General features: G+C 41.6%; 26 protein-coding genes. 12 read left to right on the top strand and 14 right to left on the bottom strand.

Features of this window, described 5'->3' with window-relative positions:
- Positions 1 to 92 precede the first annotated feature (92 nt).
- The gene (locus tag SD427_RS03280) at positions 93 to 1,121 is read right to left on the bottom strand and encodes an LLM class flavin-dependent oxidoreductase (RefSeq protein WP_320561010.1); all 1,029 of its coding nucleotides are present in this window, start codon (positions 1,119 to 1,121) and stop codon (positions 93 to 95) included.
- Positions 1,122 to 1,403: 282 nt separating this feature from the next.
- Between SD427_RS03280 and SD427_RS03275 the strand changes: the two genes are divergently transcribed.
- Positions 1,404 to 2,315: a nitronate monooxygenase gene (locus tag SD427_RS03275; RefSeq protein WP_320559876.1), complete on the top strand. Its 912-nt coding sequence runs from the start codon at positions 1,404 to 1,406 to the stop codon at positions 2,313 to 2,315.
- Between the two features lie 523 nt (positions 2,316 to 2,838).
- Here the strand turns inward: SD427_RS03275 and SD427_RS03270 are convergent.
- From SD427_RS03270 to ruvX, 5 genes are all read right to left on the bottom strand, one after another.
- Positions 2,839 to 4,050 carry an FAD-dependent monooxygenase gene (locus tag SD427_RS03270; protein ID WP_320559875.1) on the bottom strand — a complete coding sequence of 404 codons (1,212 nt, stop codon included), beginning with the start codon at positions 4,048 to 4,050 and terminating at the stop codon, positions 2,839 to 2,841.
- Positions 4,051 to 4,089: 39 nt separating this feature from the next.
- On the bottom strand, positions 4,090 to 4,974 hold the full coding sequence (locus tag SD427_RS03265) for a helix-turn-helix transcriptional regulator (RefSeq protein WP_320559874.1): 885 nt from the start codon (positions 4,972 to 4,974) through the stop codon (positions 4,090 to 4,092).
- A 667-nt stretch (positions 4,975 to 5,641) separates the two neighbouring features.
- The gene (locus tag SD427_RS03260; RefSeq protein WP_320559873.1) at positions 5,642 to 6,202 is read right to left on the bottom strand and encodes a DUF5606 domain-containing protein; all 561 of its coding nucleotides are present in this window, start codon (positions 6,200 to 6,202) and stop codon (positions 5,642 to 5,644) included.
- An 86-nt stretch (positions 6,203 to 6,288) separates the two neighbouring features.
- Complete coding sequence (gene def / locus SD427_RS03255; RefSeq protein WP_320559872.1) at positions 6,289 to 6,861, bottom strand: peptide deformylase; 573 nt, start codon at positions 6,859 to 6,861, stop codon at positions 6,289 to 6,291.
- Complete coding sequence (gene ruvX / locus SD427_RS03250) at positions 6,858 to 7,274, bottom strand: Holliday junction resolvase RuvX (protein ID WP_320559871.1); 417 nt, start codon at positions 7,272 to 7,274, stop codon at positions 6,858 to 6,860. Before ruvX ends, def begins: the two co-directional genes overlap by 4 nt.
- A 112-nt stretch (positions 7,275 to 7,386) precedes the next feature.
- On the opposite strand from ruvX, the gene SD427_RS03245 reads away from it, so the two are divergent.
- Positions 7,387 to 7,866, top strand: a complete 480-nt coding sequence (locus tag SD427_RS03245) for a phosphoglycerate mutase family protein (RefSeq protein WP_320559870.1) — start codon at positions 7,387 to 7,389, stop codon at positions 7,864 to 7,866.
- A 234-nt stretch (positions 7,867 to 8,100) separates the two neighbouring features.
- Here SD427_RS03245 and SD427_RS03240 read toward each other — a convergent pair whose 3' ends face one another.
- A complete protein-coding gene (locus tag SD427_RS03240) occupies positions 8,101 to 9,645 on the bottom strand; it encodes a serine hydrolase (protein WP_320559869.1) in 1,545 nt (514 codons plus the stop codon).
- A gap of 79 nt (positions 9,646 to 9,724) precedes the next feature.
- On the opposite strand from SD427_RS03240, the gene SD427_RS03235 reads away from it, so the two are divergent.
- From SD427_RS03235 to SD427_RS03220, 4 genes are all read left to right on the top strand, one after another.
- Positions 9,725 to 10,219 (top strand): metallophosphoesterase family protein, encoded by a 495-nt coding sequence (locus SD427_RS03235; RefSeq protein WP_320559868.1) that lies wholly within the window; start codon positions 9,725 to 9,727, stop codon positions 10,217 to 10,219.
- 225 nt (positions 10,220 to 10,444) lie between these two features.
- Complete coding sequence (locus SD427_RS03230) at positions 10,445 to 10,939, top strand: Smr/MutS family protein (protein ID WP_320561009.1); 495 nt, start codon at positions 10,445 to 10,447, stop codon at positions 10,937 to 10,939.
- Positions 10,940 to 10,957: 18 nt separating this feature from the next.
- Entirely contained in the window at positions 10,958 to 11,674 is a 717-nt protein-coding gene (locus SD427_RS03225) for a DUF3822 family protein (protein WP_320561008.1), read from the top strand.
- 73 nt (positions 11,675 to 11,747) lie between these two features.
- Positions 11,748 to 12,332 (top strand): RsmD family RNA methyltransferase, encoded by a 585-nt coding sequence (locus SD427_RS03220; RefSeq protein WP_320559867.1) that lies wholly within the window; start codon positions 11,748 to 11,750, stop codon positions 12,330 to 12,332.
- A 96-nt stretch (positions 12,333 to 12,428) separates the two neighbouring features.
- Here the strand turns inward: SD427_RS03220 and murI are convergent, their stop codons facing one another.
- From murI to SD427_RS03195, 5 genes are all read right to left on the bottom strand, one after another.
- Complete coding sequence (gene murI, locus SD427_RS03215; protein ID WP_320559866.1) at positions 12,429 to 13,259, bottom strand: glutamate racemase; 831 nt, start codon at positions 13,257 to 13,259, stop codon at positions 12,429 to 12,431.
- A 68-nt stretch (positions 13,260 to 13,327) separates the two neighbouring features.
- A complete protein-coding gene (gene hemW, locus SD427_RS03210; RefSeq protein ID WP_320559865.1) occupies positions 13,328 to 14,452 on the bottom strand; it encodes a radical SAM family heme chaperone HemW in 1,125 nt (374 codons plus the stop codon).
- 49 nt (positions 14,453 to 14,501) lie between these two features.
- The gene (locus SD427_RS03205; protein ID WP_320559864.1) at positions 14,502 to 15,452 is read right to left on the bottom strand and encodes a type IX secretion system membrane protein PorP/SprF; all 951 of its coding nucleotides are present in this window, start codon (positions 15,450 to 15,452) and stop codon (positions 14,502 to 14,504) included.
- A gap of 51 nt (positions 15,453 to 15,503) precedes the next feature.
- Positions 15,504 to 16,577 carry an RluA family pseudouridine synthase gene (locus tag SD427_RS03200; protein ID WP_320559863.1) on the bottom strand — a complete coding sequence of 358 codons (1,074 nt, stop codon included), beginning with the start codon at positions 16,575 to 16,577 and terminating at the stop codon, positions 15,504 to 15,506.
- Between the two features lie 72 nt (positions 16,578 to 16,649).
- Entirely contained in the window at positions 16,650 to 17,777 is a 1,128-nt protein-coding gene (locus SD427_RS03195; RefSeq protein ID WP_320559862.1) for a PASTA domain-containing protein, read from the bottom strand.
- Between the two features lie 153 nt (positions 17,778 to 17,930).
- Between SD427_RS03195 and SD427_RS03190 the strand changes: the two genes are divergently transcribed.
- The 3 genes from SD427_RS03190 (at position 17,931) to SD427_RS03180 (ending at position 20,217) form a co-directional block, all read left to right on the top strand.
- Positions 17,931 to 18,923, top strand: a complete 993-nt coding sequence (locus SD427_RS03190; RefSeq protein WP_320559861.1) for a D-alanine--D-alanine ligase — start codon at positions 17,931 to 17,933, stop codon at positions 18,921 to 18,923.
- 125 nt (positions 18,924 to 19,048) lie between these two features.
- Entirely contained in the window at positions 19,049 to 19,516 is a 468-nt protein-coding gene (gene coaD, locus SD427_RS03185; RefSeq protein WP_320559860.1) for a pantetheine-phosphate adenylyltransferase, read from the top strand.
- 68 nt (positions 19,517 to 19,584) lie between these two features.
- Positions 19,585 to 20,217, top strand: a complete 633-nt coding sequence (locus tag SD427_RS03180; protein ID WP_320559859.1) for a trimeric intracellular cation channel family protein — start codon at positions 19,585 to 19,587, stop codon at positions 20,215 to 20,217.
- A 180-nt stretch (positions 20,218 to 20,397) separates the two neighbouring features.
- Here SD427_RS03180 and SD427_RS03175 read toward each other — a convergent pair whose 3' ends face one another.
- Together SD427_RS03175 and SD427_RS03170 are read right to left on the bottom strand one after the other, a co-directional pair.
- Positions 20,398 to 20,967, bottom strand: a complete 570-nt coding sequence (locus SD427_RS03175; protein WP_320559858.1) for a DUF2892 domain-containing protein — start codon at positions 20,965 to 20,967, stop codon at positions 20,398 to 20,400.
- A 60-nt stretch (positions 20,968 to 21,027) separates the two neighbouring features.
- Entirely contained in the window at positions 21,028 to 21,558 is a 531-nt protein-coding gene (locus SD427_RS03170; RefSeq protein ID WP_320559857.1) for a dihydrofolate reductase, read from the bottom strand.
- Between the two features lie 73 nt (positions 21,559 to 21,631).
- On the opposite strand from SD427_RS03170, the gene SD427_RS03165 reads away from it, so the two are divergent.
- The 3 genes from SD427_RS03165 to SD427_RS03155 are packed head-to-tail and all read left to right on the top strand — an operon-like array spanning position 21,632 to position 23,470.
- Entirely contained in the window at positions 21,632 to 22,240 is a 609-nt protein-coding gene (locus SD427_RS03165; RefSeq protein ID WP_320559856.1) for a LemA family protein, read from the top strand.
- 5 nt (positions 22,241 to 22,245) lie between these two features.
- The gene (locus tag SD427_RS03160; protein WP_320559855.1) at positions 22,246 to 22,677 is read left to right on the top strand and encodes a TPM domain-containing protein; all 432 of its coding nucleotides are present in this window, start codon (positions 22,246 to 22,248) and stop codon (positions 22,675 to 22,677) included.
- Positions 22,658 to 23,470, top strand: coding sequence for a TPM domain-containing protein (locus SD427_RS03155; protein WP_320559854.1), 813 nt, complete (start codon positions 22,658 to 22,660; stop codon positions 23,468 to 23,470). Before SD427_RS03160 ends, SD427_RS03155 begins: the two co-directional genes overlap by 20 nt.
- Positions 23,471 to 24,175: the final 705 nt, after the last annotated feature.

The following is a 24,175-nucleotide window of genomic DNA, read 5'->3' as shown; positions in this document are numbered from 1 at the left end:
TTGTCATTGATGACTTCCAAAGCGTCCTTAACGGGCTTACAATATTCAGACATTCGTTATATGCTTCCTTTTTTGCTATTTTCAAATTGGGTTTAATTAACTACGGAAGCCTTTTTAGCATTGAGTTCATCCATTATTTCAGCAAAAAGTTGTGCCGATTTTATTCTATCTTCCAGTGCAAAGATATTAGACACCATAATAATCTCATCAACTTGAGTTTGTTCAATGAAATCCTCTACCTGTTTTTTAACCGTTTCCTTATTTCCTACAAACGAATATTTCAACATTTGATGCAAACTTGGATGTTTTAAGACTTCAATTAAATCTTCCGTCATTTCAGTTGGTGCCTGCAATGGCTTTGAGTTTCCGGTCAAAACGCCGAAAAACATTCTGATTAATGATGTGAATGCTCTTTCTGCCTCTTCATCCGTATCGGCAATGATGATATTAGCTCCGGCAATCGTGTACGGTTTTTTCAAAACGTCAGATACTTGGAATTCTTCCCGATAAATTTCCAAGGCGGAATGCAAATGAGCAGATGCAAAATGACTTGCAAAGGCATAAGGCAATCCTTTCGCTGCTGCCAGATGCGCACTGTCCGTACTTGAACCTAAAATATAAACCGGAACATCCACCCCTTCTGCAATCGGTACCCTTACTTTCGAAGTTTTATTTTCAATGGAAAAATAGTCCTCAATCTTCTCCACTTCTGCAGGAAAAGAGTGTGCCGCTTTCATAAAATCCGAACGAATGGCTTGTGCAGTAGGCATATCAGTTCCGGGAGCTCTTCCCAATCCCAGATCAATTCTGTCGGGATAAAGTTGGGCTAATGTTCCAAACTGCTCTGCAATGACAAGTGGCGAATGGTTCGGAAGCATAATTCCGCCCGAACCGACCCTGATTTTCTCCGTATTTTCAGCAATGTAGCCAATTAATATGGAGGTTGCACTACTGGCAACCGATTCGGAATTGTGATGTTCTGCAAACCAATACCTTGTATAATTATATTCTTCTGCCACTTTAGCTAAAGCAAGTGAGTTGTTCAGAGTTTGTTTAAAACTGCTCCTTTCCGAAACGATGGCGAGTTCTAGAATTGAATATGATGTTTTTTTACTCATGATTTTTTCACCTGGTAATTTTATAATTAAAACCAAATGCTTTGCAAAGGTATTAAATTACTTTATTAAAGAAAGTGATTATCATTAGGATAGTCAAATTCAATACTTTGTCTGAATCCTTAAAATCAACTTTCCTTCAGGAAAGTACTATAAAAAAGAAAGTGATATTATTGTAGCTTTGTACCGTCACATACGTATAATGTTGACGTATATATTATGGAAATGAACAAGAAAAACAGAATAACAGAAATCTTAGGAATTAGATATCCAATCATTCAAGGGGCAATGTCATGGGTTACGAATGCAGAATTAGTTGCCGCTGTAAGTAATGCCGGAGGTTTAGGAATGCTGGGTCCCCACGCAGGCCAAAAAACAAATCCAGCATCATTTGAGGAAATTACAGATCGGCTGCGAAAAGAAATACGGAAAGTGAAAATTTTGACTGAAAAACCTTTTGCAGTACCAGTGGTAATTTCTAATGATTTAACCGAAATTGATAAAATAGCTGACCTGCTTATCGAGGAAGATGTGAAAGTGGTTCTGGTGAATGGTATCGAAAACTTTGATTTCGGGCCTCTGGTTAAAAGATTCAAAGACAACCATATTAAAACAATTTACCGTGCACTAAATCCAAGCGTGGAAAACGCCTTATATGCGGAAAGAATAGGTGTAGATATTCTTGTAGCCACCGGATTTGACGAAGGCGGAACAGTTCCCGATAAAATCATCGGTACATTTTCAATTGTACCGATGATTTCCGATGCTGTGAATATTCCGGTAATGGCAGCGGGGGGAATTGCAGATATCCGGGCAGTCCGAGCTGCATTGGCCCTGGGCGCCGAGGGAATATTTGCAGGTACCGTTTTTATCGCTACAGAAGAAAATCCCGCTGCAGAAAATGTCAAACAACTTATCATTGACCACACAGCCAGCGACTTATTGATCTTCAGAACCAATCCTGCGTACTACCGCTCTATACCAACACCCTATAGCCGTGAACTTTTGGCAATGGATGAACGGGGTCATACACGGGATGAAATTGCCCATAAAATGTATGGCGAACAGGGATTAAAAGTAGGAATGCTGGATGGAGATATCAACAAAGGGTATATCACGGTAGGAAACGGCATCTCTTACATTAAAAAGATTCGTTCGGTAAAAGAGGTGATATCAGAACTGATGTATGATTTTAATTGACACAACTTTAAAATCAATATGACAGGGTACATGTGAAATTCATCAATGTCCAAATTAAAACAGGATCAGGCAGAAGCTTTATTGCAAGACAAAGGCAACCTGAAGATTTCATCATAGCCATTCACAAAATCCAATTATCGGCGAAGCAGAAAAAGATGCAATTGAAAAATATATGGAATTGATGCAATTATTCCAATGAGCAGTGTGCCACGTCACAATTTTTTGGGTCGGCTGAAAAGATTGCAGACCAAATTCAGAAATGGCACAAAGTGGGCATAATGGGTATGCTTTTAATACGGCAGGACCATCCGTACGGTTTGCATGATTTTACTGATTGGGGCGTTCCGGTTTTACAGGATCTGGGCATCTTCAGAATCAGGTATGAAATGCATATTTTAAGTGGCAGTCTTAAAATTCCAAATTCTCCATTTAAAAAAGTCAATTAATTATCGTTTTGTTAGATTGATTCTTAGGTTATAATTAGCGCAGGAAACATATTATTATATTAATTAATTATGCAATATCAATTTTCCTTATGATCAGACCCGTTCCCATAATCCGGAAGTATAAATTCTTTTTTGTCTTCTTTCTTTCCTGAAAAAAAACCCGCTAACCGCTTAACAGGTTTACTCCCTGCTACCCTAATACATTTGTTCAGCAGAGCAACTCCCCATTTTGATTCAGGATACACGATGCCCGGAATACCAGGTGGCAGCTTCTGACATTCTTCAACGTATGGCCTCATTATTTCTTCATAATTTCTAAAAGCTTCCTCATGGTCCTTTGCCTTTGACAACTCTCCGGCAAGTACGTAAGCTCCGGCCATGGCAAGATCAGTACCTTTACCTGCAATCGGTGTAGCGCACCAGGCTGCATCGCCCGTAACGGCAACCCTGCCGGTACTCCACCGATCAGCCTTGACCTGGCTGACTCTTTCAAAATAGAAATCCCTGCTCCCTTCGATTTCATCAACGAGGCGTTCAGACTCCCAGCCTGCACCTTGTATATGCCTGATCAGCGCTTTCTTCTGCTCCTTCTCGTCAAGGTCTTTATAGGCATTCTCTTCAGCCAGAAAAGTAACTGAAGCCCTTGTTTCTCCGTAATTGTCAGGGCGCAGCATGAAAACGATTCCTTTTGGCGCGTTGTACCAGCGGGCCCATCGGCTGTCTGTATTTTTCTTTGGGATCGTCAGATATGCTGTATGCAGGCCCAAATACTTGTAACGGGGAGGCCTGCCAAACGCCAGGTTACGCGTGCCCGAGCCTATACCCTCTGCCGAAATCACGATATCAAAAAATTCTTTTTTTCCGCTGCCGAATTCAACTTCTACCTCGTCATCTGTTTGCTTTATATTGACAATATGATCGCCGAAGATATACTTAACATCATTCGAGGTGTGTTCATAAAGGATCCTAACCAGATCCCCACGCAGGATTTCCAGTTCCTGCGTCATACTCATTGAACTATCAGCCGGAAATTCCGCCAATGTCTGATTTTGCGAATCTACGAAACGCAGTCCGATCTCAGTTGTGTTGTGATTACGAATTTCCTCTACAATTCCCATTTTCACAGCAATTTCTTTCGCCGGTCCTTTCACATCAATATTTTGCCCGCCAAGTCTTAATTCAGGCTCACGTTCCACTACGGTGACTTCAAAATCATATTGATGTAACCAGTATGCCAAGGTAGGGCCGGCAATGCTGGCTCCAGAGACTAATATTTTTTTATTCTTCATATTCTAATTGCTTTTTGAGAAAAGATTGAGATCTTATTTTCATTTTTTGTCATGGCTACCCGGTTCTGCTTTTTTCCTAAATAAAGTCGGCGATCTCCCTGTTACTTTTGAAAACAGCCTTAGGAAATATTTCCAGTCAACAAAACCAAGGTCATATGCAATTTCCTTAACGCTTTTATTTGTGTAAAGAAGCTGACGCTGTGCTTCAGCAACGATCTCCTGCTGGATAAAGCTGGTAGAGGGGAAACCTGTATGCTTTTTAACCGTGTCATTGAGGTACGTTGTTGAAATGTTCAGCATTTCCGCATATGAAGAAGGCTTTTTGAAATCCCTGAAATGGCTTCTTACAAGTCTTTTGAAATCCTGTGTGATTTGTACAGGCCTTGAGCCGTAGCGATCCAAAGCATTTGTTTTCACAGACCAATACATATCTGCCAGTTTATAATACACAGCATTCACCATTGCGTTCAAAAGCTTTTTGCCGAATGGATTCTCTGCAGTTTGCTGTACAGTAATATGTAAGTTACCAAGCAGATTATTTAAAAAAGCAAAATCTGCCTCATCCACGGAGAACAGAGTGATCTCACCTGAAGTCCGCTCCAATGAATTTAAGATTTCAGGATCGAGGATTTTTTCATCGAATACCATTACCCAACCTTTGATATCTGAAGTTTCCACCGGCTGATGGACCTGTCCTTTGGAAATATGCAGTACAGATGACCCGGACATGGTAATATATTGATTATCCACAACCATCGTTACTGAACCTTTTTCCAATATAAAAAGGGAATTGTAGTCGTGGCGGTGAACCGAAGACATATCCGGATCGCTTTCTGAAGGAATATAGGATACAGACATCGGTGATATCATAAGATCATATGTTTTCCCCGAAAGCTCAATCAGCTGCACATTTTCATTTTTCATGAGCAATGGTGAATTTTCAATACAAAAATATTGATAAATCCCGGCTTATAGTCCACCAATTTACTGCTTTGGGTTCACAAATCACATCTTGCTCGCTAAAGCGGCCGGTTTCATTTTCCCAAAAATCACGAAAGCAGTGCCTTTTTCATAGGTTGCCGTAATCATTGTTTTGTCACAGCCTGCTTTTTAAGCATAGATACTAAAAAGGTGTTTGAATTGCGTCGGTAAGCAGTTCCATAACATCATTTCACATTTCGGATATTCCAGTTATTATACATACTTTAAAAATCATTTTCTCTTACGCTGCAATTATGGCAGGCATCGGATTAATCCCATCCTTGCTGACTTTAAATATGGTAAACGAGATCACACATATCAAAGGATGCTCTAATAAAGAAGTATAGGCACAGAGTAGCCAACATTACCAACCTATTAATCCGGAACCCATCATCATGGAGATTAATTTCCCAAAATGAATATGCTCTTAGCAGAAAATGACGAAAGAACCAGCAGACCTGTCTTAAAGGAGTTGGGCAAAACGGAGGGACCAGGTGAACCTGGTCAACTTTTCTTTAAGACCCGTTTCATTGTATTTTAGCGGATCGATCACCAACGAAAAAACCCCATCAGAACGATGAGGTTTATATTGTAAATTCAGATGAATGAATTATCCTTTTTTGGTATGCGTACTTTTAGGAGCTGCTTTCGCTGCAGAAGTCGCTTTCACTTTAGGGGCTGCAGGCTTTTCCGCTTTCGGGGCTGCTTTTTTAGGCGCTTCTTTATCTATACTTATTTCTTCTGATCCTTCACCTTCCAAAGTTTCAGGCTCTGCTTTTACGAAGCTTTCCGGTGTAATGTAGCCTGCTTTATGAAGGATGTTGTACCACTGCGCCAGTTTCTTGATGTCAGAGGCATATACCCTTTCGGTATCATAACTCGGAAGAGAAGCCGTCATGAATTCTTTCAGCTCGGCATCGTTTGATTTATGGCTGATGGCTTCCTTATAATCGTAGTTTTTAGCAATATTCTCAAACACCTCGAACAAAGGGACTTCTTTATCCACGGTAAACATAGCGATGTTATCCAGAAGGCTCACCTGGCTGGAGTTCCCGATGCTTACTTTTTTCTTGGTTGTAACGTCTTCAATAATAAATCCGTTTTTAAGTTGAGAAACTAATTTGAAAAGTCCTGGCTTGCCAGAGATTGAAATTATTTTTTCTAACAGCATAATTTTATTTTTTGTAAATTCTACAATCGGCTTTGGGCTTTTTGCGCTTTATTGTTTATTTTTTTTATCCTTTAATTGTTATTTATTTACTTCGGGAACCTCATCTTGTAACTGATGCTGACTTCGCCCTGGGTGATTTTACTCAGTTTCCCTTTCACAAGCTTCTTTTTCAGGGAACTCAGATGATCGGTAAACAGGATCCCTTCGATATGGTCATATTCATGCTGGATTACGCGGGCTCTAATATCGGAAAAAGTTTCTGTATGTTTTACAAAATTTTCGTCATAATATTCTATAACGATGGTATCCTTTCTCTTTACATCTTCCCTCACATCAGGAATTGAAAGGCACCCTTCGTTGAATTTCCACTCTTCACCGGACTCTTCAAGAATCCTGGCGTTAATGAACACTTTTTTGAATTGGGCCAGCTCGTCCTTAATATCGTCATAATCTTCATCTTCCGCAAGGGGAGAAACATCAATGACAAACAGGCGGATGTCCAGGCCGACCTGCGGTGCGGCCAGCCCTATGCCGTTTGCACTGTACATGGTTTCAAACATATTATCGACCAGGTTCTGCAGCTCCGGATAATCTTGTTCAATATCCTTTGCTACTTTTCTCAAAACCGGATCCCCAAAGGCTCTTATCGGTAAAATCATCTTGTTCTTTGTTCTAAAAAATTCTGCAATATGATGGTTGCGCTTACTTTATCTATCAATCCTTTCTCCTGTCTCTGCTTTTTGCTTTTCCCGCTCTGGGAAATAAAAAACGAAGCCATTTTAGACGTAAATCTTTCATCAAGGCGGTGAACCGGTACAGCGGGAAATTCTTTCTGAAACACCGCTATAAACTTCAAAATATCAGTTTCCACTTCTGAAACATTTCCTTTCAGATCCACAGGCAGCCCGACCACCAGTTCGTCTACCCTGTTGTCATTGAAATATTTTTTCAAAAATTCAATCAGCCCGGGTGTCTGAACGGTATCCAGCCCGCTGGCAATAATCCGCATATCATCCGTCGCCGCAATGCCGCAACGGGCCTTTCCATAGTCTATTGCAAGGATCTGTCCCATAAGTCTGCAAATTTAGTAAATTTTAATGATTTTATTCCAAACACAGTTTTTTTTCTAAATCATGGTTTTATTACGCTATTTTTTTATAATTTTAATTAAATAAACCAATTCTATGAAGAAGCTCATCCTCGTAAGACATGCAAAAAGCGACTGGCCGGAAGAAACGGACGACTTTGACAGGCCCCTGGCAGACAAAGGGTTAGAAGAAGCAAAATACATGTCTTCATTTATAAAAAACAATAATGTGGCCATTGACTGTTTCGTATCAAGCCCTGCCGTGCGCGCCCTTAATACGTGTAAAATTTTTAACGAGTCTTACCGGATTAATGTGAAAACGGATGAGAAACTGTACAATCCTTTAGAGCGTAATTTCGAGTCTGTGATTTACGATCTTGATGACAGCCATCATTCTGTTGCCTTGTTTTCCCACAATAACGGGATCTCAAATTTTGCGAATTCCATGTCTGAAGATATTTTCCACTTCCCCACCTGCGGCGTTGCCGGCTTTGAAATCGACTGCCATTCCTGGTCTGAGTTTAGCGGAGCCAATAAAAAGCTGCTGTTCTTTTATGAGCCTAAGAAAATTCAGTAAAATTCCTCTTTTCTGTAAGAATGGCGAAACCCGAAAGGATTTTTAACGGGACGGTTGATCAACATGGATCTTAAACTGGAGCTTTTCAATATTAATTTTCAACAGGCTGTAAATTCAGGTTAAAGCGTTTCAAAACAAAACAAAACAAAAAGATGGGCTTTCGCCCATCCGTTTTATTAATCACTGAATCCAGTGATTTTACTGTATTCTATTTGTTCGCTTCAGTTTCAGAAATTATTTCCTTCTTAAATCAAGGTCCTCAAAATCAAAACTGAAATCCGTGATATCGGAAATAGGCTTTAGCCTGGCCGACTGTGCTTTTCCTGTTTCATCATAGTCAAAAATGATATAGGCATCGGCATCATAGCTCCTGTCGTCCCATCTGATAATAAATGAATTGCCGGAAAACGGCAGCAGTTCACCTTTTAATCTCGGAGAGCTTTTGCATGAAATCCGGTATGTATTTCCCTGCTGCATAATTTCCACATCACCGAACCACCTGTCGTTATAGGTTCCTGCGAACTGTTCTGCTTTGGGCTGAAGGTTTTTCTCTTTTTTGAATGCCTCAGATTTTGCAAACGCTTCTTTCTTCTGCTTATCAAAAACCTCTTCCGTTTTTTTCATTCTGTCACCATAGGTTTTCAGCCAGTTTCTGTCTGCCACGCCCAGATAAGAATCTTTTACGGTATTGGTTACTGTATTAAAAGCGGCCCCCGACTGCTGATTGGTCAGAACTATGATTCCCAGCTTCATGTCAGGAATCAGCGTGAACTGGGTTACCGTCCCGATCAGACCTCCGGTATGCTGAACCTGCTTATGCCCTTTCACATCGCTTAGAAACCAGCCCATGCCATATCCGTAGAAGCTGGTGTCGTAAGGATTCTTTGCCGCTACCCCGCTTGGGATCTGCAAGCTCCACAGCTGCTGGACATTTTTATCTGAAACTAATTTTTTACCGTCTTTTGTGGTAAAATTATTTAACAGACATTCCGCCCAGCGCGTCATGTCTCTGATGTTGCTCATAATGCCTCCGGCTGCATTGGCCGTCTCGTTCCAGTCGTGGGGAACGGCAACGGATTTGCCGTTTACCGGCGCGTGGGCATCAATTTTATTGGCTGCTGCTTTCGCTCTGCTGTAGCTTCCGAAACTTGAATTCATCCCGACAGGCTTCATAATTCTCTGCTCGATAAATTCTGCCCAGCTTAACCCGGAAACCCGGTGGATGACTTCACCGGCTACGATAAACATGATGTTATTGTAATCCAGCGTTGTCCTGAACGGATTTTCAGGCTTCAGATACCGGACATTGTGGACAATTTCATTAACGGTTAAGTTGCCGCCTTCGGGAAAGAACATCAGGTCTCCCTGCCCTAATCCCAATCCGGCACGGTGCGTCACCAAATCTTTAACGGTCACATTCTGGGAAATATACGGATCGTACATCTGGAATTCCGGGATGTATTTTGAAACCCGGTCATCCCAGTTCACTTTCCCTTCATCGGCCAGGATGGCCAGTGCGGTGCAGGTAAACCCTTTTGAATTGGAGGCGATCCCTACCAGGGTCTGATCATCCATCGGCTGGTTGGTTGTCAGGGAACGTACCCCGAAACCTTTTGAATAAATAACTTTTCCGTCTTTGATTACTCCGACAGACATTCCCGGAACATCAAAAGTTTTTAAAGTATTCCGGATTAATTCGTCGAGCTTTTTTTCCTCTACCTGCGCATTGAAGATCCCTGCCGCCAGAAGTAAAAGGAAAAAAGAAAATTTCTGCCTCATTTTTTTAATTTTCTTCAAATGTAATAAATAACCTATTTAATAAAGCTTGTTTATATTTGCAAAGCCAAAAAAAGTTACCATGACCAAAATCCTGCTTCTTTCCGATACGCATTCTTATATGGATGACCGCATTACTGACTATGCACGTCAGGCAGACGAGATCTGGCACGGCGGGGATTTCGGAAGCATGGAAGTGATTGAGCAGCTTGAAAAGATAAAGCCCCTGAAAGGGGTTTACGGCAATATTGACAATGCAAAAATCCGGTCTGAGTTTCCTGAAGTAAACCGTTTTTCCTGCGAAAATGTAGAAGTATTGATGATCCATATCGGAGGTTATCCGGGGAAATACACTCCGCTGGCCAAAGAAGAGATTGCGGGAAAAGCTCCGAAACTGTTTATTTCCGGGCATTCGCATATCCTGAAAGTGATGTTTGACCAAAAAAACAACCTGCTTCACCTGAACCCGGGAGCCTGCGGGAAACAGGGATGGCACAAAATGAGGACGATGATGCGGTTTGTAATTGACGATACGGAGATTAGAGATCTTGAAGTCATTGAACTGGGCCCAAAATAACAGATCAAAAAGCCCACCTTTTGGCAGTCTGATATGTCTGCCTTTTTAAGGATGACCAGGACAGCTACTGATGCAGCGTTGAGTTTTGCCAAGGTTTGGATTTATACCTGAAACCCTAGCCCCGATAGAAACGGCTACCCCGCAGCAGGCAGCAGGAATTGCCCGGGAGCGAGGAGTAAAAGTGGATAGCGGGAAACAGCTTCTAAAAAAAGAATTGATAAAATGATGAAAATCGGGGACACCGTTTCTGTAATAGATGAGGATTTGAGCGGAGTGGTTACTTCTGTGAACGGAAATATTATAGTTTTTAAAGATGAATATGGATTTACCTATCCATATCCAAAAGAGAAACTGGTTCCTAAAAATGCTGATTTATATGAAAATATTCAAGTCATAAAAAAAGCAGAACCGAAAAAAGCCGTTTCTAAAAAACATCATAAAAACCCTATGGTGCTGGACCTCCATTTCAATCACCTGGTTAAAAATCCACACGATTATGATGGTTTTGAAAGGCTTTTTATTCAGAAAGAAAAGCTGCTGGAAGTCATTTCGTTCTGCCGGAAAAACCATCTGAAAAGACTGGAAATTGTCCACGGAATCGGAGACGGCGTTTTACAGCGGATGGTTTGGGACGTCCTGGAAAGCCAGTCGAATCTGGATTTTTACAATAAGGAAATACTTCACCACCAATCCGGTGCAGTAATGGTAGAATTTCACTAAATTTGCATGAATTGGAATATGAACGTACTTAATTTACTTTTTATCAAAGACGGATTGATCTGCCAGATTGCGAAAAACAAAAGCATTGTGGAAGAGAAATCCTATTTCGTAGATGAAGATTCTCCGGAGAACTTTATTGCAGACCGGCTTGACGAAATGCTGATCAGACAGAGATTCGATGAAATTTATGTGGTTTCCGCACTGAACCATTTTACCCTGATGCCTGAAGGATTCCCGCAGCATGAAACGGGTTTTGAGCTTATTGCCTACAATGCGCCCGTGAACAGGGAAAAAGAGGAACTGATGCTTTCGATCAATGAAAAATTTAAAGTCCAGTTTTATTATACTTTCCCGAAAAGCCTGTATAAGAAAATCAAGGACCTGGCCCTGCCTGTGAATTTTAATTTTTCGGGTGAGAAGTTTTTGAATTCGATCAGCTATAAAAACAATAAGGAAATCCACATCAATCTTTACCATAACCAATGCGAGTTTTTTGCGATAGACCATAAAAAGATCATTCTCTACAATAACCTGGATGTGAGTTCGGAGGTAGATTTTCTGTATTTCGTGATGTTCACCTTAAGCAAGATCGGTTTCGGGATTAATGAAACCCATTTCTTTGTATACGGGGAAACCACGGAGAACGAAACTTTTATTTCAGAGCTTCAGAAATTTGTGAAGACCCTGAAAATTGTATCGGATAATATTCCCACCAAAAACTTTATCCTTAATTAGGTTACAGGTGCAGACAGGGTTTATTTCTCCTTTCCGGCTGCCCAGCGTTACCTATACTTAAAATTTAACCAATATGTACAGAATTATATCAGGCAAATGGAAAGCCAAAAAAATAGCCGCCCCGAGACATTTTGATGTAAGGCCTACCACGGATTTTGCCAAAGAAGCCCTATTCAGTATTCTTGAGAATACGTATGACATGCAGTCGGTTGCCGTGCTGGATCTGTTTGCAGGTATCGGTTCGATCAGCTTTGAATTTGCTTCCCGGGGCACCCAGGACATTACTTCCGTTGAAATGAACCCGAAACATACCTCATTCCTGAATTCTACCGCTGCTGAGCTCGGGTTCAGTTTACAGGTGAGTGTACAGCGGGGTGACGTATTCGACTGGCTTAAAAAATTCAGGAATAAGAAATCCTTTGAAATTGTATTTTCAGACGCGCCTTTTGAAACGGAAGAGAAAAAGTACCAGGAACTGATTTCTCTGGTTCTGAAAAATAAATACCTGAAGGAAAACGGAGTCCTGATTATAGAACATCAGAGCCGTATGAAGCTTGACCATCCTAACTTAACGGATACCCGGAAATACGGCAATGTAAGCTTCAGCTTTTACAGGCCCTATGAAGAAGAGGGCAGCATAGAAACAACAGAAGAATAATCAGGAATTTCCTGATTATTTTTTTGGTTCTTTATTTTAAATTTCTCTGTATTTTAGGAAAAACAAAAGATACTCTGGATTACTCTGAATGTTTACTTATAAAACCTTCAGTTCCAGGTCAATGGTTTTCCCGAAGAATTTCTTTGATATTTTTTCAAAATTCTTTGTGATATCGGAAAGGTAGAAATGATAATTCGGCTTTGGGTTAGCCGTTTGCAGCAGATGGTATTTATCCAGGATGATCTGCAGGTGGTTGGCCACAATATTCGGGGAATCAATGACCCTGACCCGGTTTCCGTAATACTGTTTTATTTCTTCGATTAACAGCGGATAGTGGGTGCATCCCAGGATCAGCGTTTCAATATTTTTCAGTTTGCTGTTGCTGAGGTAATTGTAAATAATTGCATGGGTAATCGGATGGTTTTTAAAACCTTCTTCAATGGCAGGAACCAACAGCGGTGTTGCCAGTTCATCTACCCTGATCCATTTATTATGCTTTTTGATGCTTTTTTTATACAGCCCGGAATTTACCGTTGCTTTGGTGGCGATTACGCCCACGTTGTTGTGGATTTCATAAGATACCTTTTCTGCAACAGGATTGATGACATCAATCACCGGGACTTTCCCTGCTACGGATTCCATGACTTCATTCAGGGCGTTGGCCGTGGCCGTGTTGCAGGCAATGACAATGGCTTTACAGTTCTGGTTCAGCAGAAAATTGGTGATTTTTGTAGAATATTCTATGATGGCTTCTTTGGATTTTTCCCCGTAAGGCAGGTGTTTGGTATCCCCGAAATAAATAAGGTCTTCGTTCGGAAGCAGCCTTTTGATTTCTTTGGCTACCGTTAAGCCTCCCACCCCGCTGTCAAAAATCCCAATCGGCTGTTTGGGAGAAAGATGCGAATAATTCTGTTTTTTAGTTTTCAAAATGAAGCTGAAATTTTATGCAAAAATAAGGAATTTATGATACAATGCTGCATATCTGCAAGGATCGGTCAGACAATAAAAAGGTCCGAAGCAATGCCGTCTGCCATAAACCAGTGCTTTTCAGGAATTTTAAGATGGTTGTTTTCCGTGATCAGGATCCCTTCTTCCAGCTTGTGTTTTATTTCATTTTGGAAATGCTCAGTAATCCGCTCATCGAACTTATTTTTCAGATTGTCCAGATCCATGCCCCAGGTTGTCCTCAGTCCGATCATCATCATTTCATTGAACTGGTCTTCCGCGGAAAGAATTTCCTCTTCTTTGGCTAGAACACCGGAACTTATTTTCTTTATGTACTGCTGGTTGTGTGCCACATTCCAGCTTCTGACATCAAAACCATTATACGAATGTGCAGACGGGCCGATGCCCAAGTATTCCCTGTATTTCCAATAAGAAGCATTGTGCCTTGAATGGAAACCGGGGAGCGCAAAATTTGAAACTTCGTAGTGCTCAAACCCGTTGTCTTTCAGGAAGCCTGACAGGTAATAGAATTCGTCATTCTGCTCCTCTTCTTTCGGGCTCATTACTGTTCCTTTTGAGATCCAGTTTTCCAGGGCGGTTTTGGGCTCCACCGTCAGGGCATACGAAGAAATGTGCGGTACTTCAAGGGCAATGGTTGTATTCAGGTTTTCTTTCCACATTTCCATATTGGAAGTCGGGGAACCGTAAATCAGGTCAATACTTATATTTTCAAAGCCAAAATCCTGGGCCCTTTTGATAGATCCTTCCGCTTCGGAAGCATTGTGGGCACGGTTCATGAATTTCAGGTCCCGGTCAAAAAAGCTCTGCGTACCGATGGAAAGCCGGTTCACAGGAGAATCTGCCAGCCCTTTCAGAAAGTGACTGTCCAGATCATCCGGGTTTGCTTCCAAGGTAATTTCGATATCTTTATCAAAACTGAAATGGTGCAGCACCTCATCAATCAGATGTTTAATTTCATCTGCTGAAAGGATAGACGGGGTTCCGCCCCCGAAGTATAAAGACTGTAAATTTTTGTTCTGCAGCTCATCCTTCCGCAGGAAGATTTCCTTTCTCATGGCAGCCAGCATCTCATCCTTAAAATTTAAAGATGTTGAAAAATGGAAATTACAGTAGCTGCACTTTTGCTTACAGAACGGGATGTGAATATAGATCATAAAAAAAGCCCTGAAAATTCAGAGCTCAAATGTATTTAATTTAAATTGATTAATATCTATATCCTCTGTGATTAATGAAGTTATCAAAGTTATATCCCAATCCGATCATGAAGCTGTTCCCTCCGTATTCCTGGATATCAGACAACCCGAGATTATAGGTAGCCCCGATCATAAATTTGTTGAATCTTACCTTCACTACCGGTGCAATCTGCAACTGCTGGCTGTCAAATCTGTTCTGAACAGATCTGTAGCTTACCCCGAAAGAGAATGAATTGATATCATTAAAGAACGTACCCATTAAGTTGTAATCGATGGTTCTTGTAGAGTTGGTATTAAGGTTGATTAAAGCGGAAGGCGTGAAATAGATGTTATCACCTACATGCCAGTCGTATCCAAGGTTCAAGAAGAATTTAATCGGAGAAGGCTCGCGTCCGTTCACAATCGCTTCATCATTGGTAAGGGCAATATCGTTAACGGAAACCCCGGCAAAAATATCTTTATAGGTAGCCGCTACCCCGAAGTTGGCATATGCCATGAAGATGTTGCTTTCACTTCCCTGCAATAAAGGGTCTGAAGCATCCTGCGTATTAATTTGTGAATAATCAAAATTCATGTTATAGAAATTCACACTGGTACCGAAAGAGAACTGGTCTTTTCTGTCTCCTTCGCTGCTAAGAGGAATAAAATATGATGCCCCAGCTGTAATTCCGCCTGCGGAAATGGGACCGTTGCTGTCCCTGAACACAGAGATACCTGCTCCTACTCTATCAAAGACGTTCGCGTTAAACCCAACCGATTGTACATTGGGAGATTCACTGAACTTCGAAAATTGCTGCTGATAGTTAAGATTGAGTTGCACATAGTCTGTCTTTCCGTACTGTGCTGGGTTGAACAGAAACTCACCATCTAAAAGATATTGCTGATAGTAGGGTAATGTTTCCTGTGCTTTGTATGCATTTGACAAAAGAGCTAAACATACGATAGCATATAGTTTTCTCATAACAAATCTTGATTTCAATTCAACAAATATAAAAAAATTCTCAATATATTTTTAGTTTTCTAAATAATTTCTCCATTTTTTTACAGCATCCGCCATATCTTTCGGCATTGGGCTCTCAAAATATAATTCCTTCTTTGTGGCCGGATGTATGAATCCCAAAGTATGGGCATGAAGCGCATGCCTCGGGAGGATTTCGAAAACGTTTTTTATAAACTGCTTGTACTTAGGAAGATTCACGCCACGCAGAGGTGTATGGCCTTCGTATCTTTCATCATTAAACAAAGTATGCCCGATGTGTTTGAAATGCGCTCTGATCTGATGCGTCCTGCCGGTTTCCAGTTTACATTCCACCCAGGTCATGTACCTGAATCTTTCCAGGACTTTATAATGGGTTACCGCATGCTTTCCCTGGCTTCCGTCTGCATAGGTATACATCTGCATCCTGTTCTTAGGGTGACGGCCTATATGCCCCTGTATGGTGCCTTCATCCTCCTGTACATTGCCCCAGACAAAAGCCCAGTACAGCCTTTTGGTTTTCCGTTCAAAGAACTGCTTGGCCAGAAAGCTCATTGCATATTCGTTTTTGGCAATGACCAAGAGTCCGGACGTGTCTTTATCAATCCTGTGAACCAGCCCTACCCTGTCGAGATCGGATTTCGCTCCGTTCTTCTCAAAATGATAAGCGAGGGCGTTCACCAGGGTACCGTCCCAGTTCCCGAATCCAGGATGCACCACCATCCCCGGATCCTTGTCCACAACAATCAGGTCATCATCTTCATAAACAATGGTAATGGGAATATCCTGCGGAACAATGACATTTTCCCTCGGCGGGTGTGCCAGCAGCACGGAAACATGGTCTCCCGGTTTTACCCGGTAGTTCTGTTTTACTACAGCGCCGTTTACAATAACATTTCCGGCCCTGCAGGTTTGTGAAATTTTATTTCTGGAAGAATTCTGACGGTAAATCATTAAAAACTTATCGATCCTCAGAGGTTCCTGATTTTTATCAACAACCATATTGAGATGCTCATACAGGCCTTTGTTTTCCTCATCAATATCAATCGCATCGATGCTGTCCTGCTCCGGCATCCCTTCTTCTAAAAAATCTTCGTTATCTTCTGTCATTATTCACTTTATTTTATACAAAAAGCTTCAACATAAGAAGTTGAAGCCTGTATCTTTTATCATAATTGATTGTTATTCTACAACTACTTTTTTAGCTTTGGGCTTTTCTGCCGGTTTCTGCTGTGCTGAAGCCGCGGGCCTGGCTGAATTGGAACCGGCAGCCGTATTGGAACCGCTTCCTGAACCTGAAGCAACTGGTTTAGGCCTGTTACCGGACTGGTTTCCCGAAGCCGTTGGCTGAACCGTTGTTGTTTTAACGGCATCTCTTTTTACACCGTCTGTTGTTGATTTCGTATTTTCCCTTCTTGTTTCAGGCACTGCCGGCGGCGGCGTCTGGTAAACAGGTTCTTCCTGACGGGCGGGCACTTCCTGGTACTGCACGGGCGGCAGGCCGGTATCTACTTTCATCCGGTATACAGAATTCAGCTGCTCAATTTTATCCCTCAGTTCGGCAGGCGTCCTTTCACTGGCCCAGAGGTCAATCTGCATCCCCTGATCACGGACATCTCCTGCAGCAGGATCCTGGTAATAAATGATATCAGACTCGTCCTTGCCTCCGTTTTCATGGTCTACGATCCCCACTTCAAACATATTCCTTGCAATAATCGCTTTTGCTTCTTTTACGGTCAGTCCCACCACATTCGGGATGGAAATATTCCGCATAGGCCCTGAGCCTATCACGACATCCACCACAGAAAACCTCGGAACTTTTGTTTTGGGATTTACCGGATTCCCTTTAAATAAAATCCTCAATACCGCATCTTTCTGGATACTTGGCTCATAGATAGTATCCCCCACTTTCAGTCCTACCTGTTCCAGCCTTTGGAACGCAAGCCCGGAATATTTATTGATGACATCCGGAATCTCCACTTTTGCCCAGGTCCTCGGGTTTACTTTTAATAAAATAGCCCTTCCGTCTTTTACGCGGGAACCCGGCGTAGGATATACCTGTAACACCTGGAACGGCCTGTATTTAGGATTGTACTGAGGACTGTCCACTTCATATTCCAATCCGGAATCATCCAGGATCTTAATGGCCTCATATACGGATTTATTCACGATATTAGGAACAGGAATTTCCTGCCCGTGGTTGGTATGGTACTCCAACCAACGGAACGTAAGCCAAACCAACCCCACAAAAACACCGACGGCTATGACTAAGTTCAGTAAAACTTTCCAATTGAAAAGTGATTTAAGCATACTTAAAATACTATAATTAGACAGCAAATATAATTAATAATTTTAGAATGTGCTTTTTATTTAACACATTTCATTTTCGTACTGAAAATTTCCGTGCATGCTTTATCCATGATATAAAATCATTACATTTGCCTTACTTGATACTATATGGTTATGAGCAAAAAAAGTGTTGCCGTAGTAATGGGAGGCTATTCTGATGAATACGTTGTATCATTAAAAAGCGGGCAGTTAATTTATGATTCTTTGGACAGGGATCTTTATGATGTGTATAAAGTAGTGATCCTTAAAGACGAGTGGTATCTTTTAGATGAAGAAGGCCAGAAACACGAGATCCGCAAAGGTGACTTTTCTGTACCATTAGAAAATAATGACATCCTTACATTTGATGTATGCTTCAACATCATCCACGGTACACCGGGTGAAAACGGAATCCTCCAGGCTTACTGGGATGCAATCGGGCAAAAATATACCGGCTGTGATTTTTACCAGAGTGCTTTAACTTTCAATAAAAAAGATACTTTAGCCGTACTCTCAAAATACGGAATACCTTCTGCAAAAAGCGTTTATTTAAGAAAAGGGGAAGCCATTGATGCTGACAACATCACAGATCAGCTGGGCCTTCCTGTTTTCGTAAAGCCTAACCAGTCCGGTTCGTCACTGGGGATTTCTAAAGTAAAAGAAAAATCAGCATTACTGGCAGCTGCAGAAGTAGCCTTTAAGGAAGATGATGAAATTTTAATAGAAAGCTTCCTGGACGGAATGGAAGTTTCCGTAGGCGTGATTGATTATAAAGGGGAAACCATTGTTCTGGGTATTACGGAAATTGTCCCTACCAACGAATTTTTCGATTATGAGGCCAAATATGAAGGGGCTTCGGAAGAAATTACCCCGGCAAGAATTGATGACGAAACCAGAATCAAGGTAGAGGAAATCGCCAAGCGCGCCTATAATTCCTTAGGAATGAGCGGTTTTTCAAGAAGTGAATTCATTTTGATGGACGGCATTCCCTATATGCTGGAAATGAATACCAACCCGGGATTCTCCCCGGCAAGCATCCTTCCGCAACAGGCAAAAATTTACGGGATTTCCATTGCAGACCTTTGTGGAAACGAAGTTGAAAAAGCTTTGAATAAATTTAGAAATTAGTAATTGGAAGTTAAAAATTAGGTTAGTATAACTGATAATGGCAGGATCTGAAATGTACGGCTGAAGATTCACCATTTACATTTACGGCTTATAATTTACAACTCATAACTCATAACTTTATACGCATGAAAATTGCTGTTTTTCCGGGATCGTTTGATCCTATTACTTTGGGGCACTATGATATTATAGAACGTGCCGCTCCGCTTTTTGATAAGTTAATCATTGCGATCGGGCAGAATTCCCAGAAAAAATACATGTTCCCGCTGGAAAAGAGGATGGAATTCATCCAGAATTCCGTTGCCGAGTTCCCTAATGTGGAAGTGGATTATTTTGAAGGCCTGACGGTGGATTACTGCTTTGAAAAAGATGCCCAGTACATTATAAGAGGGCTGAGAAACCCTGCCGACTTTGAATTTGAAAAAGCTATTGCGCATACCAACAGGACGCTGGCCCACAAAAAGCTTGAAACCGTATTTTTATTGACTTCATCCGGAAAATCGTTTATCAGCAGCAGCATCGTACGGGAAATCATTAACCATAACGGGGAATACGGACTTTTGGTTCCTGATTCCGTACGGGTTGAGAAAAAATAATAATTGATGAACCATACATGATAAATGGTCAAGACCGCAGTCTATAAAATCTTTTATCATTATAAAATATGCATGAACAGTTCAATTTTGCCATAGAGGTTCTCGGGACGATTTCTTTTTCGATGTCCGGGAGCTTTGCTGCAATGCAGAGGCGGCTTGATCCGTTCGGCGTATTGATCATAGCATTCGTAACTTCAGTAGGCGGCGGAACGGTGAGAGACCTGCTCCTGGATATCCCGGTGTTCTGGATGCATGACCTGCTCACCTGTGCACTGATTATCATGACCAGTATTTTCACCATGATTTTTAAGTCTTTTGAAAAGAACTTCCGGGTCACTTTATTTATTTTCGACAGTTTCGGATTGGGGCTGTTTACGATTATCGGGGTGCAGAAAGGACTGCATGCCGACATCCATCCTCTGATCTGTATCGGGTTGGGAACCATTACCGGCTGCTTCGGCGGGATTATCCGGGACATCCTGCTCAACCGCATCCCGCTGATTTTCAGGAAGGAAATTTATGCTACCGCCTGTATTGTGGGAGGCTCCGCATTTTTAGTGCTGACAAAATTTACCACCCTGACCTATACGGTGGTCCAGGTTTTTACTATTATCCTCATTGTTGCCATAAGAACATTAGCCGTAAAATACCAGTGGCAGATCCCGAAATTCTACGGGTATGAGAATAATTCTGAAATGTAAGAGAAAAAATCTTCGCTGTTTACCTTTGCATTGAATAAATCAGCTTTACACAATGCCTTTAAAACAAGGCAGGGCATCATCTAAATACTTTAAAAGATCAGTATTATTCCAGTATTCTGCATAAAAAAACACCTGAAATAAAATCCAGATGCCTGTTTATTTTTAGAATCCGTGTTTTGATTAACTGAACTTCCCTCTGTTTCTCATATTGGGATTGTGCATATGCTTTTGCATGGTCGGCATTTTCAGCTGGTCCTTCATCATTTTGATCTGATCCGTCATCATTCCCGCACTGTCAAGCCTCTTCGCTTCTTCCAACAGCTTCTGCCCTTCCTGCCTTCTTCCTTTGGAAATAGCGGCTGCTGCCAGGTTCAATGTGGCCATGGCTCTGTCATGTTTCATGTTCAGTCCGTATTCCAGGGCTTTTTTCATAAAAGGTTCTACTTTTGCCGGCTGGGCCTGCGCCTGTGTTAATCCTGTAAGGTAATGGAAATACCCATACTGTGATTTATGAAGCTGCGCCTGGTAATTGGTGATATTCTGTAACCAAACCGCTGCCTTCTCCATATTCTGTTTTCTTAACTGCCAGAATGCGAGCAGGATATACTCATTTTTAAAGAAAAGGAGGATCGGAGCTGCTGCCAAAAGGAAAATTACAATCCCCCAGCCCAGATTCCTGGTGAAGAACATCATGTAAAGCCCTAAAAGTATAAGAACGGCTGCAGCAGCAATTTTTATGTATTTATTCATTATTAAATTTTAGAATTGCAAAGATAATAAATTTAAGGTTCAGACTTTGCGGTCCGGGGCCTAAAGTTTAACGTTATTGTTACCCTGAGCCCCAACAGCTGGAATGTTAATCCTTTCATAGGCTTCAAAACAGAAATCATAAGGATTTTTCTCATCTTTTTCATGGCAGGTTTCCTGTACTTTCGTCCATGCTTTTTTATCAATCTCCGGGAAAAAAGTATCCGCTTCAATATCGGCCTTTACCGTGGTAAGCTCTATCCTATCAGCAATATCCATGGTCTGTGTATAGATATTTCCTCCTCCGATAATGAAAATATCCTCATCAATCTTCTTGGCAAACTTTATCGCTTCTTTTATGCTTCCCACGATCAAAACCCCTTCTTCAAACCAGTCGTTTTTTCTCGAAATTACAATATTCGTACGGTTAGGCAGCGGTTTCCCGATACTTTCAAAGGTTTTTCTTCCCATAACCACAGGATGGCCCGATGTGATATCTTTAAAATGTTTTAAATCTTTCGGGAGGTGCCAGAGCATCTGATTATTGGAACCGATTCCTCTGTTTTCCCCCATCGCAACAACGATTGTAACCATTAAATAATTTTTTACAAAATTAGCACATAATTTGTATATTTGGTCAGCACAAGAAAGTTAAAATAAATAAACTATGAAAAACAGAGGCTGTCTGAGCGCCGGAACCATCGGTATTGCTCTGCTGATTATTGTTGCCGTATTATTCTTCTGGGGTAAAAGCGGGTATAATAATTTCGTTACAAAAGAACAGAACGTCAATACCAAATGGTCTAACGTAGAAACCGTTTACCAAAAAAGAGCCAACCTGATCCCGAACCTGGAGAGAACCGTAAAATCCTATTCGAAATTTGAGCAGGAAACGTTAACCAAAGTCGTGGAGGCACGTTCAAAAGCAACATCTATCAATATCGACCCTACCAATATGACCGAGCAGGATCTTGCCAAGTTCCAGGCTGCACAGGGTGAACTTTCAGGAGCTTTAAGCAGGTTGATGGCCGTGGTGGAATCTTACCCGAACTTAAAGGCAGACCAGCAGTATATCAATTTCCAGAGAGAATACACGGCTATTGAGAACAGCGTAAGAACGGAAACCGTTTACTATAATGCAGCTGCCCAGGATTACAATACCTCAATTAAAACCTTCCCGAATAATATTCTGGCCAACTTTACCAATTTTAAGGAAAAACCTTATTTCAAAGCGGAGGCAGGAGCACAGAAAGCCCCTGATGTATTCTCAGAATAATATAAATGAGCAGTAATTTCTTAACCAGTCAGCAGATCGCTTCCCTTGTGGAAGCGATTCAATCAGCAGAGGAGCATTCTACTGGCGAGATCAGGGTGCATATTGATTCTTCAACGGATCAGGACAGTGCCAAAACCGCATTTGAAGTTTTCAGGGAACTGTGTATGGATAAAACAGCTGAAAGAAATGCCGTATTGTTCCATGTGAATTTTGAACAGCGGTATCTTACGATTATCGGAGATACCGCTATTCATGAAAAAGTACACCAAGCTTATTGGGATCATCTGCATGACTATATCACGGCTGAGTTTGCCAAAGGGAATTATTACAAGGCTTTAAAAAGCGGAATCCTGGAAACAGGCCTTGAACTAAAAAAATATTTTCCTGTAAAAGGGGAAAACCACAACGAGCTTTCTAATGAAATTACCTTCTCTTAAAATTGTTTTTTCATTCGTACTGTTCTGCCTCTACACTTTGGTATCGGCACAATATACGGTTCCTGCAAAACCCGGCGTGCTTTATCCGGTATATGATGAAGCCAATTTACTGAGCCCGCAGGAAAAAGACGGACTTAATAAAAAACTGATTGCTTTTGCAGATTCTACCTCTACCGAAATTGAAGTGGTTATCATCCCTTCCACCAAAGGGGAAGATATAAATTTCCTTGCAACCATGTTCGGGGAAAAATGGGGGATCGGTAAAAAAGATGTGGATAACGGCGTTGTTTTTTTAATTGCCACTGAAGACCATACGATGTCCATCCAGCAGGGAAGAGCGGTTGAACAATACCTTACGGCATCCGTAGCCGGGCAGATCCTAGACTATATCGTTACGCCTCATTTCAAAAAAGGCCAGTGGTATGAAGGGATCAACCGGGGCACCTCTGCCATTATGGAAGCCGTTCAGGGGAAATTCAAACCATTGAACAATCCAAAAACCGGAAGTAAAAAAGGAGCCGGCAATTTTGTGTTTATTGCCATTGTTATTTTTATCATCATTGTCATTGTTTTCAGAAACAGAGGCGGCGGCAGAGGTGGTGACGATGATGATGACGATGTCATCATTTCAAGAAGAGGGCGCAGAAATTATCCTGGCGGATTTTTCCCTTTCCCCGGCAGTTTCGGAGGCGGCGGATTTGGCGGCGGAAGTTCAGGAGGCGGCGGTGGTGGATTCGGCGGTTTTGGCGGAGGCGGAAGCTTCGGCGGAGGCGGTGCGTCCGGAGGCTGGTAGGATTAGAATATGAAATATTTAATATTTATTAAATATTATTTTCTTTCTGCAAATTAACTCTACTGCATAATTTTCCAAACATTCAGCACTTCTCTTAATCACTGGATGTGTAATTGGCAGCCATGATTCCATAGAAACAGGAGTAGGGTCAATAAGAACCGGATCTTTAAAGGCCTCCTGTTAGTAGGCTACGCTGGTCCTGCACTACAGGCATGGGCTGTACTGTTTCTGAAAAGCTGTACTGGAAGCCATCCAGATAATCCGTGTGTTTATATTAAGTAGACTGACCTCTTCCGCCGCCGCTGTAGATATTACGCACCTTCACACCGTCTGCGCGGTATAAATAGCTTAAACCAAATTTATCGCAACGCCTCCCCATGGGTCATTCTGTGTAATTCCAAAAGCATCAGGCAGTTTCAAATAATTATATCCTATTCCGGTTCTTTGTTATTACAGATACGAGCGTGACGCTCGCACCAGCAGGGAGTAGTTGTAACGATTGGGACTGCAATCGTAAGTGCGATCGATTATGAAAAAGAGACAACCGTAGTAACACATCCAAATGGAAGTAAAACGACAACGGTAAGAACAAGAAAATCATTTGGCGGCGGAGGAAGCGCTGCAAAATCACTTTCCAACAATACGAGTGGACATATAGATTTTGATCACATCTATGTCTCTTCGAGTAAATCTTATGATACTTCT

Origin of the sequence: Chryseobacterium sp. JJR-5R (assembly GCF_034047335.1) — a bacterium.
Classification (GTDB): domain Bacteria; phylum Bacteroidota; class Bacteroidia; order Flavobacteriales; family Weeksellaceae; genus Chryseobacterium.
The sequence above is the reverse complement of the archived record's forward strand: the minus strand, read 5'-3'. Positions and strand labels throughout refer to the sequence as shown.

Excerpts from the sequence above, each read along its gene's own strand:
- SD427_RS03240 (WP_320559869.1), bottom strand. The coding sequence starts at position 9,645 with ATGAGGCAGAAATTTTCTTTTTTCCTTTTACTTCTGGCGGCAGGGATC.
- SD427_RS03230 (WP_320561009.1), top strand. The coding sequence starts at position 10,445 with ATGAAAATCGGGGACACCGTTTCTGTAATAGATGAGGATTTGAGCGGA.
- SD427_RS03155 (WP_320559854.1), top strand. The coding sequence starts at position 22,658 with ATGAAATTACCTTCTCTTAAAATTGTTTTTTCATTCGTACTGTTCTGC.
- def (WP_320559872.1), bottom strand. The coding sequence starts at position 6,861 with ATGATTTTACCGATAAGAGCCTTTGGGGATCCGGTTTTGAGAAAAGTA.
- SD427_RS03175 (WP_320559858.1), bottom strand. The coding sequence starts at position 20,967 with ATGAATAAATACATAAAAATTGCTGCTGCAGCCGTTCTTATACTTTTA.
- ruvX (WP_320559871.1), bottom strand. The coding sequence starts at position 7,274 with ATGGGACAGATCCTTGCAATAGACTATGGAAAGGCCCGTTGCGGCATT.
- SD427_RS03270 (WP_320559875.1), bottom strand. The coding sequence starts at position 4,050 with ATGAAGAATAAAAAAATATTAGTCTCTGGAGCCAGCATTGCCGGCCCT.
- SD427_RS03275 (WP_320559876.1), top strand. The coding sequence starts at position 1,404 with ATGTCATGGGTTACGAATGCAGAATTAGTTGCCGCTGTAAGTAATGCC.
- hemW (WP_320559865.1), bottom strand. The coding sequence starts at position 14,452 with ATGATCTATATTCACATCCCGTTCTGTAAGCAAAAGTGCAGCTACTGT.
- SD427_RS03260 (WP_320559873.1), bottom strand. The coding sequence starts at position 6,202 with ATGCTGTTAGAAAAAATAATTTCAATCTCTGGCAAGCCAGGACTTTTC.
- SD427_RS03245 (WP_320559870.1), top strand. The coding sequence starts at position 7,387 with ATGAAGAAGCTCATCCTCGTAAGACATGCAAAAAGCGACTGGCCGGAA.
- SD427_RS03195 (WP_320559862.1), bottom strand. The coding sequence starts at position 17,777 with ATGCTTAAATCACTTTTCAATTGGAAAGTTTTACTGAACTTAGTCATA.
- SD427_RS03165 (WP_320559856.1), top strand. The coding sequence starts at position 21,632 with ATGAAAAACAGAGGCTGTCTGAGCGCCGGAACCATCGGTATTGCTCTG.
- SD427_RS03205 (WP_320559864.1), bottom strand. The coding sequence starts at position 15,452 with ATGAGAAAACTATATGCTATCGTATGTTTAGCTCTTTTGTCAAATGCA.
- SD427_RS03160 (WP_320559855.1), top strand. The coding sequence starts at position 22,246 with ATGAGCAGTAATTTCTTAACCAGTCAGCAGATCGCTTCCCTTGTGGAA.
- SD427_RS03220 (WP_320559867.1), top strand. The coding sequence starts at position 11,748 with ATGTACAGAATTATATCAGGCAAATGGAAAGCCAAAAAAATAGCCGCC.
- SD427_RS03265 (WP_320559874.1), bottom strand. The coding sequence starts at position 4,974 with ATGAAAAATGAAAATGTGCAGCTGATTGAGCTTTCGGGGAAAACATAT.
- SD427_RS03170 (WP_320559857.1), bottom strand. The coding sequence starts at position 21,558 with ATGGTTACAATCGTTGTTGCGATGGGGGAAAACAGAGGAATCGGTTCC.
- SD427_RS03235 (WP_320559868.1), top strand. The coding sequence starts at position 9,725 with ATGACCAAAATCCTGCTTCTTTCCGATACGCATTCTTATATGGATGAC.
- SD427_RS03190 (WP_320559861.1), top strand. The coding sequence starts at position 17,931 with ATGAGCAAAAAAAGTGTTGCCGTAGTAATGGGAGGCTATTCTGATGAA.
- SD427_RS03180 (WP_320559859.1), top strand. The coding sequence starts at position 19,585 with ATGCATGAACAGTTCAATTTTGCCATAGAGGTTCTCGGGACGATTTCT.
- coaD (WP_320559860.1), top strand. The coding sequence starts at position 19,049 with ATGAAAATTGCTGTTTTTCCGGGATCGTTTGATCCTATTACTTTGGGG.
- SD427_RS03200 (WP_320559863.1), bottom strand. The coding sequence starts at position 16,577 with ATGACAGAAGATAACGAAGATTTTTTAGAAGAAGGGATGCCGGAGCAG.
- SD427_RS03225 (WP_320561008.1), top strand. The coding sequence starts at position 10,958 with ATGAACGTACTTAATTTACTTTTTATCAAAGACGGATTGATCTGCCAG.